Source organism: Aeromonas sp. 96A (assembly GCF_051919165.1).
Lineage (GTDB): Bacteria > Pseudomonadota > Gammaproteobacteria > Enterobacterales > Aeromonadaceae > Aeromonas > Aeromonas veronii.
The window spans coordinates 3,513,272-3,529,279 of the sequence record NZ_JBQBFE010000001.1 but is presented as its reverse complement, the minus strand read 5'-3'; the positions used below and the strand labels follow the sequence as shown (position 1 = coordinate 3,529,279).

Genomic DNA, 16,008 nt, shown 5'->3' with positions numbered 1-16,008 from the left:
AAGCCAAGTTCGGGTCACTGAAGAGCCTTAGAATGATTAACTGAGAACGACAATAAAAAACATATTTATCAGTTATTTGGCTTTTTCAGGAACGACACATGACCAGACTCCATCAGGAGGGGGAGATACACTTCCCCGACAACATCGCACTCATCTCGACCACGGATCCCGCCAGTCATATTACCTATGCCAACCAGCACTTCTGTGATGTGGCCGGGTACGGTGCTGCCGAAATGGAAGGGGTGCCCCACAATCTGGTGCGACACCCCGACATGCCCAAAGCGGCCTTCGCCGACATGTGGCAGCGGCTGCGACAGGGCAAAAGCTGGATGGGGCTGGTCAAGAACCGCGCCAAAAGCGGTCAGTTCTATTGGGTAAACGCTTACGTCACCCCGATCCTCAATGCGCAGAAGGAGATCGTCGAGTTCCAGTCGGTGCGCACCAAACCCGCCGCCAGCGATGTGGCCTGGGCCGAGCAGCTCTATGGCCTGCTGCGCAGCGGCAAGGCACTTCCCTGGCTGAGCCGGTGTCACATTGAACCGGGTCAGCTGTCCCTCTGGCTCTCCGTTTCTGCCTTGCTCACCACCCTTGCTACCTTTGCCACCGGCAACCTGTTCTGGTTGCTGCCCACCGCCTTGTTGCTGTTGGCACAGGCAACCCACGGCTGGCGATTGCAACAGCGGCTGTCTCATCTGCTCACCCTTGCCGATCAAGACAAGGGAACCCGCCTCTGTCAGGTGCTCTACACCCGACGGCGCGATACCCTGGCGGCCGTCGAACTGGCCCTGCGGATGAAGCAGGCCGAGCTCAAGGCCGTGGTCGGGCGCAGCGCCGACACCAACCAGCAGATCCTGCAGGCTGCCGAAGATGACCGGGGCAATATCCAGACCATTGATACTCATCTGCAGCGGCAGCGCGCCCACAGCGAGCAGCTGGCGACCGCCATCACCGAGCTGAGCCACTCCATTCGCGATGTGGCCCACAGTGCCCATGAGGCGAGCAATCTGGTTATAGAGGTACAGCAGGTCTCCGATGAGGGGCTGCAAGCATTGGCGACCACCCGATCCGCCGTCAACCAACTTCATCAGGAGCTGGATGCCAACCATGCCGTGCTGGCCCAGCTCACCAGCGACAGCCAGAAGATCAGCGGTATTCTGGAGGTGATCAGCCAAATCGCCGACCAGACCAACCTGCTCGCCCTCAATGCGGCCATCGAGGCCGCCCGGGCGGGCGAACAGGGGCGCGGCTTTGCCGTGGTGGCGGATGAAGTGAGGGCGCTGGCCCAGAAGACCCGTGCCTCGACCAGCGAGATCCACGAGATGATCCAGGCGCTGCAACAGACTACACGACAGCTGTCGGACGGGATGACGCAAGGGGCGCAGACTTCGGTGCGCTGCCAGCAGCACGCGGGCACCACCGCCGACGTGCTCACCCAGATCAACCGGATGCTGGGGCAGGTAACCCGCACCAGCGACGAGATCGCCCAGGCGGTGAGTCAGCAAGCCGACGTCACGGCGACGCTCGATGAAGGGATACACCAGATCCACCAGCTGGCCAGCCACACCGCCGACAACAGCAGGCAGGCCCTCGATGGCATCACCCTGCTGGTAGAGCGGCTGCAGGACCTCTCGCGGCTGATCAACCAGTTCAGATATTGAAGCGACAGTAATAAAAAAAGCGCGTCAACTGACGCGCTTTTTGTTGCTCTTGCCTTGGCACAACTGGCTTATTCGGCCGTCTCGCTGGCGGTAAACTCCGGCACCTTGGCCATGGCATCCAGCACCACCTGAATATCCGCCCCCGGCTTGCAGGCGTTCTCACTCAGGTGACGGCGCCAGGCGCGGGCCCCCTGCATATTCTGGAACAATCCCAGCATGTGGCGGGTCATGTGAGAGAGGTAGTTACCCTTGGCCAGCTCCTGCTCGATATAGGGCAGCATCATCCGCACCACCTCGTGGCGGCTCGGCACAGCGTTGTTCTGACCGAACACCAGATTGTCCACCTGCGCCAGAATGTAGGGGTTTTGATAGGCTTCACGCCCCATCATGACGCCATCAACGTGTTGCAGGTGCTCCAGAGTCTGCTCCATGGAGGTGACGCCGCCGTTGAGGGCGATGGTGAGATCCGGGTAATCCTGCTTGACCCGATAGACCCGAGGATAATCGAGGGGCGGGATCTCGCGGTTCTCCTTGGGGCTCAGGCCACTCAGCCAGGCCTTGCGGGCATGGACGATAAAGGTGTCGCAACCGGCATCGCGCACCTGTTCGATAAAGGCCTGCAAAAACTCGTAAGAGTCCTGATCGTCGATACCGATACGGGTCTTCACCGTCACCGGAATATCGACCACATCGCGCATCGCCTTGACGCAGTCCGCCACCAGCGCCGGTTCACCCATCAGGCAGGCACCAAAGCGGCCGTTCTGCACCCGATCGGAGGGACAACCGACGTTAATGTTCACTTCGTCATAGCCGCGCTCCTCGGCCAGCTTGGCACAGCGCGCCAGATCGGCCGGATTGCTGCCACCCAGCTGCAGGGAAATGGGGTGCTCCTGCTCGCTGTAACCCAGATAATCCCCCTTGCCGTGGATGATGGCGCCGGTGGTCACCATTTCGGTATAGAGCAAGGTCTGGCGGCTCATCAGTCGATGAAAGTAACGGCAATGCCGATCAGTCCAGTCCAACATGGGGGCGATGGAAAAACGCTGCGCCTGCATAAAAATCATCCGGGTTGGCTAAAGAAAGGGGCGGATTTTATCACAACGTGAAGCAGCCCCAGAAAATGAATTTTGTCGCCGCGCCATGCGAGGCCCTGTGATAGTATCCGGCTAATAGAAAGGGTATCTGCGCGATCATGAATCAAGACCAACTTTTACAACGAGCCGAGCGACTCTGTATACAGCGAGGGATCCGCTTCACCCCGACCCGACGTCAGGTATTTCGCCTGCTGGCGGCACACGGCAACGCCATCAGCGCCTATGATTTGTTGGCCCAGCTGCAACAAACCGAAGCCAATGCCAAGCCGCCAACCGTCTATCGGGCACTCGATTTTTTGCTCGAACAGGGCTTTGCTCACAAGGTGGAATCTCTCAACGCGTTTATCTTCTGCTGCCACTTCGATCACGCTCACCCGATGCAGTTGCTGATCTGCGACGAGTGCGGGGATGTGGTCGAGCTTCACGATACGGCGATCGATAGCGCGTTTTCCGAGCAGGCCCACTTGCATGGTTTTACTATTACCAATAAGACGATAGAGGCACATGGCCAATGTGCCCGTTGTACGCCCACTGTAGGAAGTCATCATGAAGGCTGATTTTGTAAATCCGTTCCTGCTATCCCTGCTCAATGTGCTCTCGACCATGGCACAGCTGGAACTCAAACCGGGCAAACCGAAACGCAAGATGGATGAGCTGGCGCGCGGCGACGTCTCCGGCCTGATCGGCATGGTCGGCCCGCAGACCCGTGGCTCCCTCTCCATCAGCTTCGAGAAGGGGCTGGCACTGGAGATCATGCGCCGCATGCTGGGGGAAGCTCCCGCCAACATCAACGAAGAGGTGACCGACATGGTCGGTGAAATCACCAACATGGTGACCGGCGGTGCCAAGCGGATGCTGGGCGAGAAGGGCTACGAGTTTGACATGGCAACCCCCATCATCGTCTCCGGCCCCAACCACACCATTACTCACCGTGCCGATGGCACCAAGATCATGATGCCGTTCGAATCGGATTTCGGTCGCGCCACTATCGAAATCTGCTTCGAGTAACCCTATGTGGAAAGCATTGAAATGGATTTTCATCTGCTGGGCCCTGCTGTTGATCCTGTCGGACATTCAGATCAGCACCTCCCTCTACAAGTACGAAGATAACCGGGTGCTCATCAACTTCCCGCGCTGGGAAGCCAAGCAGCCCTGGGGCACCTTCGAGTGGCATGCCGGACGGGTAGAAACCCACTGGTATGGTCTGGAGGGCAAACCCAAGCCGAAAGGCCCGCAAATCTGATCCGGTAACGGATCCGGCAGAAACAGAAGAGGCCAGCAGCTGCTGGCCTCTTTGCTATTTCGTTGTTTCTGAATCAAGCCGCTTCGGCAGCCAACTTCCCGCTTGGTCGCACCAGGATGCCGACGATGCAGGCCAGCAGAGTCGGCAGCAGCCAGGCAAGCCCCTTGTCGAACAGCGGCAGGAAGGCAAAGCCGTCCATCGCCATCCCGGCAGCCCCCAGCCCATCGAGACAACCAAACAGAAAGGCGACCGTCAGCACACCACGAAACACCAGCCGTGGCTGGGCAAACCATCCCTTGAGGAAGGTCACCAGCACCAGCGCGATGGCGACCGGATAGATGGCCACCAGCACCGGGATGGAGAGGCCGATCAGCTCGCTCAACCCCACATTGGCCACCAGTGCACAGAGCGCCCCCAGCAGGATCACCCAGTTGCGATAGGCCCAACCTGTCAGGCCATGGAAGTAGTCGGCACCGGCACAGAGCAGGCCGACAGCGCTGGTAAAACAGGCCAGGGTGATGATGGCAGCCAGAATAAACTGACCCGGTTGACCAAACAGACTCAGGACGTAGGCATTGACGATGGCGCCGCCGTTGCTGGTATCGCTCGCCACCCCACCGGCGCTGTTGCCCAGCTGAAAGAGCGAGACATACACCGCCGACAACCCGACCGCCGAGATCAAGCCTGCAATGGTCAGATATTTGAACTGGCTGCGATAATCCTCGATCCCCTTCTGGCGCAGCAAACCGATGATCAGGGCGCCAAACATCAGGGAGGCCAGGGTATCCATGGTGTTGTACCCCTCCAGCATTCCTTTGGTCAGGGCTGCATCTATGTACTCACCGCTGGCATCAGGCATGGTGCCCTGCGGCGTCATAAAGACCCCGACCGCCAGAATGAGCAGCATCGCCATCAGGGCAGGGGTCAGATATTTGCCGACCGCATCGAGCAGCTTGCCGCGATCGAGCGCCACCAGGATCACCAGAGCAAAGAAACTAAGGGTGTAGATCAGCAGCCCCGCATGGCCGGTATCGCCAAGCCAGGGCTTGAGGCCCATCTCGTAGGCGACCAGACCGGTGCGGGGAATGGCAAAGGCGGGTCCCATGATGATATAGATGGCGATGGCCAGCGCCGTCGCCGCCCCGGCGGGCAGATAGCGGGTCATTCCGGTCCAGCCACTCGCGCCGCCCCCCGAGCTCCCCTTGGCCACCGCAATCAGGGTGATCAGCGGCAAACCCACCGCCGTCAGCAAAAAGCCGCACATGGCGGCCAGCAGATGCTCACCGGCCATAAAACCGGCCAGCGGCGGAAAAATGATATTGCCAGCCCCCAGATAGAAGGCAAACGTCATAAACCCCAATCCGAATACGTCGGACAACTTCAATGATTTCGTCAAACTCAACCTCATCTGCCTTATCAGCTTGTTATTGATTGCACCCACTGCCTGGCAGATAACCGGTAACAATACCTCTCGCCCCCACACGGCCCGCAGACCGGATGAGGCGCACCACCTTTAGCATAAAGAAGAGGAGTTCGATCTCAATCACCAATTAATATCTTGAAACAATTTACCGCTGTGGAATTAATCGCCGAACAACTCGGCGCTCCATAAACAGGTGTCACACGTGGCGTATGGGAGGCAAGAAGAGGAAAACGGGTTATAGCGGCCAAATACGGCGGCTCAGATGCTATCTGTGTACAGTGACAATTACGGCAGTGCAAAGCGAGGCGAGAAGCGAGGCTCACAGAAAACAAAAGAGCCTGCACGGGGCAGGCTCTTGGCAATATCAGATCGGGTGTGATCAGGCAGCTTCGGCAGCCATCTCGGTCGGACGCACCATCACGCCAACTACGCAGGCCAGCAGGGTCGGCATCAGCCAAGCGAGGCCCTTGTCGAACAGCGGCAGGAAGGCAAACGCATCCATCTTCATACCGGCAGCACCCAGACCATCCAGGCACCCGAACAGGAAGGCAACCATCAACACGCCACGGAACACCAGACGGGGGCGGCCGAAGTAACCCTTCAGGAAGGTGACCAGCACCAGCGCCACGGCAACCGGATAGATGGCAACCAGCACCGGAATGGAGAGGCTGATCAACTGGCTCAGGCCCACGTTGGCCACCACGGCACAGATAACGCCCAGCAACACCACCAGCTTCTTGTAAGCCATGCCGGTCAGATTGTGGAAGAAATCGGAACAAGCAGAGATCAGACCGACTGCAGTGGTAAAGCACGCCAGAGTGATGATGGCCGCCAGAATGAACTGACCCGGCTGACCAAACAGGCTCAGTACGTAGGCGTTGACGATGGCGCCACCATTGCTGACATCCGTCGCCACACCGGCTGCAGTGTTACCCAGCTGGAACAGGGAGACGTACACCACGCTCAGACCAACGGCAGAGATGAGGCCGGCAATGGCCAGATACTTGAACTGGCTCTTGTAATCGTTGATGCCTTTCTGGCGCAGCAGATCGACGATCAGGGCGCCAAACATCAGGGACGCCAGGGTGTCCATGGTGTTGTAGCCTTCCAGGATCCCTTTCACGAAGGGGCTGTTCTGATAGTCACCGGACGCATCAGGCATGGAGCCTTGCGGTGCTACGAATACACCGATCGCCAGAGTCAGCAGCAGCAGCATCAGTACCGGAGTCAGGTATTTGCCGATGGCGTCCATCAGCTTGCCCTGGTTCATGGAGACCAGAATGGCCACACCAAAGAAGATCACGGTATAGGCCGCCAGACCAACCTGACCCATGTCACCGATGAACGGCTTGAGGCCCATTTCATAGGCCACCAGACCGGTACGGGGCGCGGCAAAGGCCGGGCCTATGATGATATAGATGGCAACGGCCAGCGCAGTCGCGACACCGGCAGGCAGCAGCTTGGTCATGCCAGCCCAGCCGTTACCGGCTTTCGCCACGGCCAGAATGGTCACCAGAGGCAGGCCCACGGCAGTGACCAGGAAGCCAAACATCGCCAGGGAGAGGTGCTCACCAGCCATGTAACCGGCCAACGGCGGGAAAATGATGTTACCGGCGCCCAGATAGAAGGCGAAGGTCATAAACCCTAATCCGAGTACATCGGACAATGTGAGTGATTTCGTCAAGTTCAACCTCGTCTGTCTTGTAAATTATTGCTTGTTATAGTTTTTATCGGTCGCTGACCGGGTGTGTTCAGGGGGTATAAAAAAAGAGCCTCGCATGTTTTTTCATCGCAACCAGTGGTTTTAGCTGGTCTGGAGCGGGCGCTCGATCTGGAACCAGCATAATGGCGTGAAAAAATAGTTCAAGACGAAATTTACATCTTCAAATAGAAGGGGTTGGTCAGTTGGATATATCTGTCGGAATAGGCCCCATCAGCAGAATGGATCACAATTTCACCCCTCTCACACCTGTTTAATCCTCTGCCAAGTAGCAATAAAACACGATTTGCCTCTTTACCCTCTCTGGTGATAACAGCTGTATAACAAATGCCATGCAGATCATAATTCGCCGAAATGCATAAAATTTCATCGGCCATCGCCGTCGGCAGCACCAGCGCTACCTGCCCGTTCGGGCTCAGCAAACGATCGCAGGCCGCCAGTAATGCGGGGCTGTCGAGGGCGCCGGTATGGCGGGCCAACGCCCGCGCCGGATCGCTAAATGACTGGCCTGCCAAGAAATAGGGAGGGTTGGAGACGACAAGATCGTAAGGGTCTGCCTGATAATCCTGAATGGCACTCTCTATGACGGTCACCCGATCGGCCCAGGGAGAAGCAGCCGCATTCTCCCGCGCCTGGCTGGCCGCATTAATATCCAGTTCGACCGCATCGAGACGGCAGTCAGATCTGCTGCGCTGGGCCAGCATCAGGGCGATCAGGCCGCTGCCGGTGCCGATATCGAGCACCCGGTGCGCCTGTTCGACCGGCGCCCAGGCACCGAGCAAAATGCCATCGGTACCCACCTTCATGGCGCAGCGATCGTGATTGATATGGAACTGTTTGAAGGTAAATCCGCGACTACGTCCCATCTGGCCCCCGTCATCTGCAAAAATGGTGGGCGATTATAGCGGCTAAGACACACTCACCAATAGGAGCCGACGAGATAATCGCCTATAATCTGCCGTTTCCTTAATGACCGAGTATTGCCATGAGCCAGTCCTTTGATGATTTCGACCTGCACCCAGCCCTCAACCGGGCCTTGGCCGAGATGGGATTCACCCGCCCCACCACCATCCAGCAGATGGTGCTGGAGCCAGCCCTGGACGGCCGCGATATTCTGGCATCCGCACCGACCGGTACCGGCAAGACCGCCTCTTTCCTGCTGCCGGCACTCCAGCACCTGCTGGACTTCCCGCGCCGCAAGCCGGGCCCCTGCCGCATGCTGATCCTGACCCCGACCCGTGAGCTGGCGCTGCAGGTGACCGCCCACGCCAAGGCGCTGGCGGCCCATACCAACCTCAGCATCGAAACCATCATCGGCGGCGTCAGCCATGAAGAGCAGCTGCCAGCCCTGACCAAGACCACCGACATCGTCGTGGCCACCCCGGGTCGTCTGCTCGAATACATCGAGAAAGAGGAGTTCGAGAGCCACGACATCGAGGTGCTGGTGCTGGATGAAGCGGACCGCATGCTGGACATGGGCTTTATCAAGGATGTGAACCGCATCGTGGAAGAGGCGCGCTACCGCAAGCACACCATGCTCTTCTCCGCCACCCTGGAAGGGGCCGGCCTTGAGAAGTTCGCCAACGAGATCCTCAAGGATCCGGTGGAGCTGCACGCCGAGCCGCCCCGCAGCGAACGTCGCCCCATCACCCAGTGGATCCATCTGGCTGATGACGCCGCCCACAAGCTGGCGCTGCTGACCCATATCCTGAAAGATCCGGAAACCCAGAAAGCCATCATCTTCGTCAAGACTCGCGAGCGTCTGGCGGAGCTCTCCGGCCAGCTGCAGGCTGCGGGTATCTCCTGCGCCTGGATCCGTGGCGAGATGGAGCAGAGCAAGCGTATCGAGTCGATCCGCAAGTTCCACGAAGGGGAAGTACCCTTCCTGATCGCCACCGACGTCGCCGCCCGCGGCATCGACCTGCCGAACGTCAGCCATGTCATCAACTACGACATGCCCTACGGCGCCGATGTCTACGTCCACCGGATCGGCCGTACCGGCCGCGCCGGCAACCGTGGCTGTGCCATCAGCCTGGTGGAAGCCCACGACATGGCGATGGTCGCCAAGATCGAGCGCTACACCGAGGAGCGCCTCAAGCGCCGGGTGATCGACGAGCTGCGCCCGAAACACAAGGAAGCGCGGGTACCGGTGAAGAAGAAAAAGCCGGTCGACAAGAAGAAGTCCGCCAAGAAGAAAAAGAAGAAGTGATCGCCTGGCGATAAAGAGAAGGGCCATCCCGCGGGATGGCCTTTCTGCATTCTGAATCACTCTGACGAGTGGTTATGCCACCACTCTGCGCATTCCCATATGGGGGATATCATCTTCGAGATAGCCTTCCCCTTCCGCCACAAAACCGTGTTGGCCGTAGAAGCCTTGCAGATGGGCCTGTGCCCCCAGCCAAATGCTGTGGGTCGGCCAGCGCACCTCGCACGCCTTGACCGCCTCGCCGATCAGCTGGTGACCGAGACCACCGCCACGCGCCTTGGGTGAGGTCACCACCCGACCGATGGCGGCACCGCTCTCATCGCCGATGCCGGGCGCCATGATCCGCGCATAGGCGGCCAGCAGATCGCCCTGATAGCCGAGCAGGTGCCAGACCCCCTCGCGGCGATCGAGCCCGTCCAGATCCTGAAAGGGGCAGGTCTGCTCCACCACGAACACCTCGGCCCGCAGCGCAAGCAACTCATACAACTCGTCAGTGGTCAGTTCAGACCAGGGTTTCAGGATCCAGTTCATCGGCAACTCCTTATCAGTTCGGCCTGCCAGCATAATCGTGGCGCCTGCGCCCTGCATTAACCTTTGTTAAGTTCTTTCAGCCGTTTGCGAATGCGGCTCAGACTAATGGGAGTGATACCGAGATAGGCGGCAATCTGGTGGTCTGGCACTCTGGCATCAAGCGCGGGAAAGCTGTCGAGAAAGTGCTGATAGCGCGCCTGCGGGCTGCCGGTCAGCAGCAACTGCTCCTTCTCCTCCTTGATGCGCAACTGTACCTCTAACAGGTGCTGGTACCAGCGCGGCCAGCCGGGCAGCTGGCGCAGGTCAGCCAGACTGAACAGCTGCAGACGGCAAGACTCCAGCGCCTCCACGCTGTAGCGGGCTGGCTCGCCACTAAGCAGGTGGTGGAAGTCGAGAAACTCGTCCCCCTCCCAGTAGAACTCCTTGATGTACTCGCGGCCATCCGCCAGCACCAGCTTGGCCCGCAGCAGCCCCTGCTCCACCCTGACCAGCAGCTCCGGGCTGTCACCGGCGTGCCAGAGGCAGCTTTTCGGACTGAGGGTCAGCGGGCGGGCAAAAGAGAGGAGGCGCGCGGCCTCCTCTTTATCTGCGACCAGCGCCCAATCGAAGGGGGGTCTGTCAGTCAGCATGATTAACCGCGACGCTGACGCACGGCTTCAAACAGACAGACGCCGGTCGCCACCGAGACGTTGAGGCTGGATACCGCCCCTGCCATCGGGATGCTCACCAGCTCGTCGCAATGTTCGCGGGTCAGGCGACGCATGCCTTTACCTTCAGCCCCCATCACCAGCGCCATCGGGCCGGTCAGTTTGGCCTGATAGAGGTCGTGATCGGCCTCGCCAGCGGTGCCGACAATCCAGACGCCGCGCTCCTGCAATTCGCGCAGGGTGCGGGCCAGGTTGGTGACCTGAATGAGCGGCACCACTTCGGCCGCGCCACAGGCAACCTTGCGCACGATCGGGGTCAGACCGGTAGCCTTGTCCCGCGGCACGATGACCGCATGAGCCCCGGCAGCATCGGCGCTGCGCAGGCAGGCGCCGAGATTGTGCGGATCGGTAACGCCATCCAGCACCAGCAGGAAGGGCTGGTTCTGTTGTGCCGCCAGCTCGTCCAGCAGGCTAGCCAGATCGTGCTCGGCGAGCTTCGGCGCCTCTTTCACCCGGGCCATGATGCCCTGGTGATTGTTGCCTTCCGCTTTGTCATCAAGGGTCTTGCGGTTCACGCTCTGCACCTTGAGGCCGAGGGATTCCAGCTCGGTCAGCAGGGGTTGCAGCCGGTCATCATCCCGCCCCTTCAGCGTCCATACCTCGATGAAACGCTCCGGGGTGCGCTCCAGCAGCGCGGTGACAGCGTGAATTCCGTAGATCAGTTCAGTACTCATTTAGTGCTCTTGGCCTTATCGCGAGCCTTTTTGCTCGGTCGTCTGTTGCTCGGTTTGGCGCGGCCACCCTTGTCGGATTTGCCGTGATCCTTGCCCTCTTTACGTTTTTCGTGGCGTTGGGCGCTCTTGGCCTTCTCTTTCTTGATCTCGGCCTGCTTGCGCGCCATCTCTTTGGCGTTCTTGCCGGTGGCCTTGAGCGGCTCTTCGACCATCACGAAGTCGATCTTGCGATCGTCCAGGTTCACGCCCATCACCTTGACCCGCACCTTGTCGCCCAGACGGTAGCGACGGCGGAAGTTCTCGCCAATCAGCTGCATGTGCAGGGGATCAAACTGGTAGTAGTCGTTGGTGAGGGTGCTGACGTGCACCAGACCATCGATGTGGATCTCCGCCAGACGGACGAAGAAACCAAAGCCGGTGACGCTGGCGATGACGCCGTCAAACTCGTCACCTACGTGATCCAGCATGTACTCGCACTTGAGCCAGTCGGCCACGTCGCGGGTCGCATCGTCGGCACGGCGCTCGGTCATGGAGCAGTGCTCGCCCATCGGGTCCACTTCTTCCAGCTGGTAGTGATAACCACCGCTCGGGGTCCACTTGTGGCGCAGGTTGCCCTGCTGCTCCTTGGCGGTCTGATACTTGATCGCCCGGTGCAGGATCAGGTCGGGATAGCGACGGATCGGCGAGGTGAAGTGGGCGTAGGACTTCAGGGCCAGACCGAAGTGACCGATGTTGTCGGCCTGATAGATGGCCTGACGCATGGAGCGCAGCAGCATGGTGGAGAGCAGCTCCGCATCCGGGCGCCCTTCAAACTTGGCAGCCAGCTCGGCAAAGTCTTTCGGCTCGGGCTCGAGGCCGCCTTTGAGCTCCAGACCCAGTTCGGCCAGGAAATCGCGGAAACCGGTCAGACGCTCTTCGCCCGGACGGTCGTGGACCCGGAACAGGGCGGCGGCTTCGTTCTTCTCGATATAACGAGCAGCAGCCACGTTCGCCTGGATCATGCACTCTTCGATGATCTTGTGGGCGTCGTTGCGCACCAGCGGCACGATGCGGTCGATCTTGCGCTGGGCGTTGAAGATGAAGCGGGTCTCCTCGCTCTCGAACTCCACCGCACCGCGTTGGTGACGGGCATGCTTGAGCGCCTTGTAGAGGTTGTTGAGCTCCTCGATATGGCCCACCAGCGGATCATACTGCTGGCGCAGCTTGGGATCGCCGTCGAGGATCGCCGCCACCTTGGTGTAGGTCAGACGGGCGTGAGAGTTCATTACCGCTTCGTAGAACTTGTAGCCGGACATGCGACCAGCGGCGGAGATGGTCATCTCGCACACCATGCAGAGGCGGTCTACTTGCGGGTTCAGGGAACACAAGCCGTTGGAGAGCACCTCCGGCAGCATGGGCACCACGAATTCGGGGAAGTAGACGGAGTTGCCGCGCTGATACGCTTCGGCATCCAGCGCCGTGCCCGGCTTCACGTAAGCGGAGACATCCGCAATGGCAACCCACAGACGCCAGCCGCCACCACGCTTGGCTTCACAGAAGACGGCGTCATCGAAGTCACGGGCGTCTTCCCCGTCGATGGTCACCAGCGGCAGGGCGCGCAGGTCGATGCGGCCCTCTTTGGCTTTCTCCGGCACCTGTTCGCCAAGACCGGCAACCTCTTTGGTCACCTCTTCCGGCCAGGTGTGCGGGATACCGTGGGTACGCAGGGCAATTTCGATCTCCATGCCCGGCGCCATGTTCTCGCCCAGCACTTCCAGTACGGTGCCGACGGCATTGATGCGGGAGGTGGCGCGCTGATTGATCCGCACAACCACGACCTGGCTCTGACGAGCCCCTTTGTTTTCCCCTTCCGGGATGATGATGTCCTGGCCGATACGGCTGTCATCCGGCACCACGAAACCAACGCCATTCTCGACGAAGTAACGGCCGACAATGTCTGCCTCACGGGACTTGAGCAGGCGCACCAGACGCGCTTCCTGACGACCCTTGCGGTCGATCTCGGTCGGCTGAACCAGCACGTAATCGCCATGCATCAGGCGTTGCATCTCTCGGTTGTTCAGATACAGATCCGGACCACCACCTTCCGGACGCAGAAAACCGAAGCCATCCTTGTGGCCGATTACATAACCTTTGACCAGATTCAGGCGATCCGGCAGGGCATAACATTGGTTGCGAGTGAATACCAGTTGTCCATCACGCTCCATGGCGCGCAGACGACGACGCAAGGCTTCCAACGGCTCTTCATCTTTCAGCTTGAGGACCTTGGCCAACTCTTCACGGGACATGGGCTTTTCATGGCCCTTGATGAGTTCCAGGATCAACTCGCGACTGGCGATGGGGTTATCGTATTTTTCGGCCTCGCGTTCGAGGAAAGGATCTTTTTGAGACATAAGCAGGCCTTAGGGTAGGTGGTAACGGTGCCATTATATCGGAGGGGGGGGCGAATGGCATCCATCGGCTGCCTTTTGGCCAATCTCTCTGTCATACTATCTTCAGTTCGCTGGCATGATGAGACACAGAACTCATGAGTAAGGACACATTTGCCCAATCCGCTGCCTATCTCAAACAGGCGGTCCCTTTGATGATCAAGTACCAGATCCCCACGACGCCGGACAATTACCACCTGTGGTACAACTATGTCTCGGCCAGCATGCCCGAGCTCAACCAGGCGATTGATCAGGCAGTCAAAATGCAGGGAACCTGCTCGCTCACCACCTGCGAGCGACTCTATCACCAGTATCTGGCCGCTCAGGACGAGAAGCAGATGGAGGCGATGAAACTGAGCCTTGCCGCCATGGCCAACGAGCTCGGCCACTCCATGCAGGACGCCATCTCCGATACCGGCATGTTTCAGGAGATGCTCGACAAGAGTTTTGACAAGCTCAGCCGCATTGATGACGAGGGCTTCAGCCTGGAAGACACCATGGGGATCCTGCGGGAGCTGGTGCGCGAATCGCGGGATGTGCGCATGTCCACCATGCACTTTCGCAACCAGCTCAGCAATGCGGAGAAAGAGATCAAGGAACTGCGGGCCGCGCTCAACGAGACGCGCAAGCTGGCCAACGAGGATGCCCTCACCAACCTGCTCAACCGCCGCGCCTTCGATCTGGAGCTGGAGGGGTTGATCCGCAGCCAGCACCCCTTCTCGCTGATCCTCGCCGATATCGATCGCTTCAAGAACTTCAACGACGAATATGGTCACCTGCTCGGTGATCAGGTGCTGCGCGCCTTCAGCAAACGGCTGCGCGACGCCTGCAAGGAGGGGGTCACCGCCTATCGGCTGGGTGGGGAGGAGTTCGCTATGCTGGTCCCCCATCGCTCGCTGGCGCTGGCCAGACAGATGGCGGAAAGCATGCGCCGCGCTATCGAGCGGATGTCGATTCTGGATCGCAAATCGGGCCGCCGCATCGACCACATCACAGCCTCGTTTGGCGTGGGCGAGTTCAACGGTCAGGAGAGCGCAGACTGTCTGGTCGAACGTACCGACAAGCTGCTCTACAAGGCCAAGGAGCTTGGGCGCAACCGGGTAATGCCACTCCCTTCCTGATTTGTCCCCTGCCCGACCGCAATGCCAATGTAAAAAGCCAGTCAGATCAACTGACTGGCTTTTTGGTCTCTCTTGCTCCGACAGGGGCTGTTCATTCCAGCCCCATTGGAAACCTGCTCAGTGTGAAGGATTACTCCTGCACCTCGCTGACACCTTCGACTTTCACATCAACACGGCGATCCGGAGCCAGGCAGACGATCAGCTCACGCTTGGACTTGCTGACGCAGCTGTCGCCGGTAACCGGTGAGGATTTACCACGCCCTTCCACATTGATCTTGGCGGCCGGGATCCCTTTACCAACCAGATAGTTGGCAACGGTCTGGGCACGCTGCTCGGAGAGTTTCTGGTTGTAGGCATCGGAACCGATACGGTCGGTGTGACCAATTACGGTTGCCACGCCATCCTTGGGTCGCGCCTCTTCAATCTGGCTATAGAGGCTATCCAGTGCCTGACTGGCCTCTGGCTTGAGGGTCGCCTTGTTGAAGTCAAACAGCACATCGGAGCTCAGGGTAAACTGCTTCTCAACCATCACAGGTGCAGGAGCAGGTTCCGGGGCCGGAGCGGGCGCCACAGGGGCTACCTGACCAAAGCGATAGACTGCGCCCACAGAGAGCAGGCCATTGTCCATACGCAACCCGGTATTGTCTCGACTGCCGTAGGGGGTAGTGTATTGATATTCAAGACGGGCAGCCCAATCACGATTGAAGGCATACTCTGCACCCAGCGCGCTGACAAAGTTGAACCGGCCATCACCCCCTTTCAGGTCACTGTTCGCGGCCGCATAACCACCACCGATGCGTCCGTACAAGTCGAGGCTATCAGTTACAGGGAAGCCCAGCTTCAATGATAAATGAATAAGTTGGGCCTGAACTTCATCTTGAAACGCTGCGCCCGTGGCTGAGCGGGCATCATATTTGTACTTACCCAGATAATCGTAGCCATACTCGATGCCCAGGTTCTTGTTAAGCTGATAGCCGGCAAATACACCAGCCCCAAGAGCATCATTGGTCTCATTGCCGAGGGTAAAGCTGTTGCTTTCATCAATGCCGTAGAAGTTGGACCAACCCAGTTTGGCACCGCCATACCAGGTGTTGTCTTGACCGGCAGCCTGGGCATTGGCCGCCAGCAAGCCGGTAACCAGCAAGGTAATCAATGATTTTTTCATGTTTGAGCCTCTGCAACTTTATGTAGGAGGAGGTTGATTG

The 16,008-nt window shown here is 59.1% G+C and carries 15 protein-coding genes; 6 read left to right on the top strand and 9 right to left on the bottom strand.

The genetic code is table 11. The features are described 5' to 3' along the window. The first annotated feature begins 98 nt into the window (after positions 1 to 98). On the top strand, positions 99 to 1,658 hold the full coding sequence (locus tag ACTG2W_RS16385) for a methyl-accepting chemotaxis protein (protein WP_440016395.1): 1,560 nt from the start codon (positions 99 to 101) through the stop codon (positions 1,656 to 1,658). A gap of 68 nt (positions 1,659 to 1,726) precedes the next feature. On the opposite strand, the gene dusA is transcribed toward ACTG2W_RS16385, so the two are convergent. After that, entirely contained in the window at positions 1,727 to 2,713 is a 987-nt protein-coding gene (gene dusA, locus ACTG2W_RS16380; RefSeq protein WP_106844089.1) for a tRNA dihydrouridine(20/20a) synthase DusA, read from the bottom strand. A 137-nt stretch (positions 2,714 to 2,850) separates the two neighbouring features. Here dusA and zur point away from each other — a divergent pair, with 137 nt between their 5' ends. Genes zur through ACTG2W_RS16365 form a run of 3 tightly spaced genes read left to right on the top strand, consistent with a single transcriptional unit; the run spans position 2,851 to position 3,995 of the window. Beyond that, positions 2,851 to 3,309, top strand: coding sequence for a zinc uptake transcriptional repressor Zur (gene zur / locus ACTG2W_RS16375; RefSeq protein WP_005335805.1), 459 nt, complete (start codon positions 2,851 to 2,853; stop codon positions 3,307 to 3,309). Further along, a complete protein-coding gene (locus ACTG2W_RS16370) occupies positions 3,299 to 3,760 on the top strand; it encodes a chemotaxis protein CheX (protein ID WP_005335807.1) in 462 nt (153 codons plus the stop codon). The genes zur and ACTG2W_RS16370 overlap by 11 nt, the downstream gene beginning before the upstream one ends. A gap of 4 nt (positions 3,761 to 3,764) precedes the next feature. Beyond that, positions 3,765 to 3,995 (top strand): hypothetical protein, encoded by a 231-nt coding sequence (locus ACTG2W_RS16365; protein WP_005335809.1) that lies wholly within the window; start codon positions 3,765 to 3,767, stop codon positions 3,993 to 3,995. A gap of 73 nt (positions 3,996 to 4,068) precedes the next feature. Here the strand turns inward: ACTG2W_RS16365 and brnQ (ACTG2W_RS16360) are convergent, their stop codons facing one another. From brnQ (ACTG2W_RS16360) to ACTG2W_RS16350, 3 genes are all read right to left on the bottom strand, one after another. Next, the gene (gene brnQ / locus ACTG2W_RS16360; RefSeq protein WP_235657033.1) at positions 4,069 to 5,346 is read right to left on the bottom strand and encodes a branched-chain amino acid transport system II carrier protein; all 1,278 of its coding nucleotides are present in this window, start codon (positions 5,344 to 5,346) and stop codon (positions 4,069 to 4,071) included. Positions 5,347 to 5,797: 451 nt separating this feature from the next. Continuing rightward, a complete protein-coding gene (gene brnQ / locus ACTG2W_RS16355) occupies positions 5,798 to 7,102 on the bottom strand; it encodes a branched-chain amino acid transport system II carrier protein (protein ID WP_040067130.1) in 1,305 nt (434 codons plus the stop codon). 191 nt (positions 7,103 to 7,293) lie between these two features. Then, positions 7,294 to 8,004, bottom strand: coding sequence for a tRNA1(Val) (adenine(37)-N6)-methyltransferase (locus tag ACTG2W_RS16350; protein WP_106844087.1), 711 nt, complete (start codon positions 8,002 to 8,004; stop codon positions 7,294 to 7,296). 119 nt (positions 8,005 to 8,123) lie between these two features. On the opposite strand from ACTG2W_RS16350, the gene srmB reads away from it, so the two are divergent. After that, the gene (gene srmB, locus ACTG2W_RS16345) at positions 8,124 to 9,347 is read left to right on the top strand and encodes an ATP-dependent RNA helicase SrmB (protein ID WP_005335816.1); all 1,224 of its coding nucleotides are present in this window, start codon (positions 8,124 to 8,126) and stop codon (positions 9,345 to 9,347) included. 72 nt (positions 9,348 to 9,419) lie between these two features. On the opposite strand, the gene ACTG2W_RS16340 is transcribed toward srmB, so the two are convergent. The 4 genes from ACTG2W_RS16340 to rnr are packed head-to-tail and all read right to left on the bottom strand — an operon-like array spanning position 9,420 to position 13,646. Then, on the bottom strand, positions 9,420 to 9,875 hold the full coding sequence (locus tag ACTG2W_RS16340; protein WP_106844086.1) for a GNAT family N-acetyltransferase: 456 nt from the start codon (positions 9,873 to 9,875) through the stop codon (positions 9,420 to 9,422). Positions 9,876 to 9,931: 56 nt separating this feature from the next. Then, positions 9,932 to 10,504, bottom strand: coding sequence for a Crp/Fnr family transcriptional regulator (locus ACTG2W_RS16335; RefSeq protein ID WP_106844085.1), 573 nt, complete (start codon positions 10,502 to 10,504; stop codon positions 9,932 to 9,934). Positions 10,505 to 10,506: 2 nt separating this feature from the next. Next, a complete protein-coding gene (rlmB, locus tag ACTG2W_RS16330; RefSeq protein ID WP_106844084.1) occupies positions 10,507 to 11,256 on the bottom strand; it encodes a 23S rRNA (guanosine(2251)-2'-O)-methyltransferase RlmB in 750 nt (249 codons plus the stop codon). Further along, positions 11,253 to 13,646, bottom strand: a complete 2,394-nt coding sequence (gene rnr, locus ACTG2W_RS16325; RefSeq protein WP_106844083.1) for a ribonuclease R — start codon at positions 13,644 to 13,646, stop codon at positions 11,253 to 11,255. The genes rlmB and rnr overlap by 4 nt, the downstream gene beginning before the upstream one ends. Before the next feature lie 134 nt (positions 13,647 to 13,780). Between rnr and ACTG2W_RS16320 the strand changes: the two genes are divergently transcribed. Beyond that, positions 13,781 to 14,803, top strand: a complete 1,023-nt coding sequence (locus tag ACTG2W_RS16320; RefSeq protein ID WP_019445736.1) for a GGDEF domain-containing protein — start codon at positions 13,781 to 13,783, stop codon at positions 14,801 to 14,803. Positions 14,804 to 14,933: 130 nt separating this feature from the next. Here ACTG2W_RS16320 and ompA read toward each other — a convergent pair whose 3' ends face one another. After that, positions 14,934 to 15,968, bottom strand: coding sequence for a porin OmpA (ompA, locus tag ACTG2W_RS16315; protein WP_108614112.1), 1,035 nt, complete (start codon positions 15,966 to 15,968; stop codon positions 14,934 to 14,936). Positions 15,969 to 16,008: the final 40 nt, after the last annotated feature.

Excerpts from the sequence above, each read along its gene's own strand:
- ACTG2W_RS16340 (WP_106844086.1), bottom strand. The coding sequence starts at position 9,875 with ATGAACTGGATCCTGAAACCCTGGTCTGAACTGACCACTGACGAGTTG.
- zur (WP_005335805.1), top strand. The coding sequence starts at position 2,851 with ATGAATCAAGACCAACTTTTACAACGAGCCGAGCGACTCTGTATACAG.
- brnQ (WP_235657033.1), bottom strand. The coding sequence starts at position 5,346 with ATGACGTTTGCCTTCTATCTGGGGGCTGGCAATATCATTTTTCCGCCG.
- ACTG2W_RS16350 (WP_106844087.1), bottom strand. The coding sequence starts at position 8,004 with ATGGGACGTAGTCGCGGATTTACCTTCAAACAGTTCCATATCAATCAC.
- dusA (WP_106844089.1), bottom strand. The coding sequence starts at position 2,713 with ATGCAGGCGCAGCGTTTTTCCATCGCCCCCATGTTGGACTGGACTGAT.
- ACTG2W_RS16370 (WP_005335807.1), top strand. The coding sequence starts at position 3,299 with ATGAAGGCTGATTTTGTAAATCCGTTCCTGCTATCCCTGCTCAATGTG.
- ACTG2W_RS16365 (WP_005335809.1), top strand. The coding sequence starts at position 3,765 with ATGTGGAAAGCATTGAAATGGATTTTCATCTGCTGGGCCCTGCTGTTG.
- rnr (WP_106844083.1), bottom strand. The coding sequence starts at position 13,646 with ATGTCTCAAAAAGATCCTTTCCTCGAACGCGAGGCCGAAAAATACGAT.
- rlmB (WP_106844084.1), bottom strand. The coding sequence starts at position 11,256 with ATGAGTACTGAACTGATCTACGGAATTCACGCTGTCACCGCGCTGCTG.
- ACTG2W_RS16385 (WP_440016395.1), top strand. The coding sequence starts at position 99 with ATGACCAGACTCCATCAGGAGGGGGAGATACACTTCCCCGACAACATC.
- ACTG2W_RS16335 (WP_106844085.1), bottom strand. The coding sequence starts at position 10,504 with ATGCTGACTGACAGACCCCCCTTCGATTGGGCGCTGGTCGCAGATAAA.
- ompA (WP_108614112.1), bottom strand. The coding sequence starts at position 15,968 with ATGAAAAAATCATTGATTACCTTGCTGGTTACCGGCTTGCTGGCGGCC.
- ACTG2W_RS16320 (WP_019445736.1), top strand. The coding sequence starts at position 13,781 with ATGAGTAAGGACACATTTGCCCAATCCGCTGCCTATCTCAAACAGGCG.
- srmB (WP_005335816.1), top strand. The coding sequence starts at position 8,124 with ATGAGCCAGTCCTTTGATGATTTCGACCTGCACCCAGCCCTCAACCGG.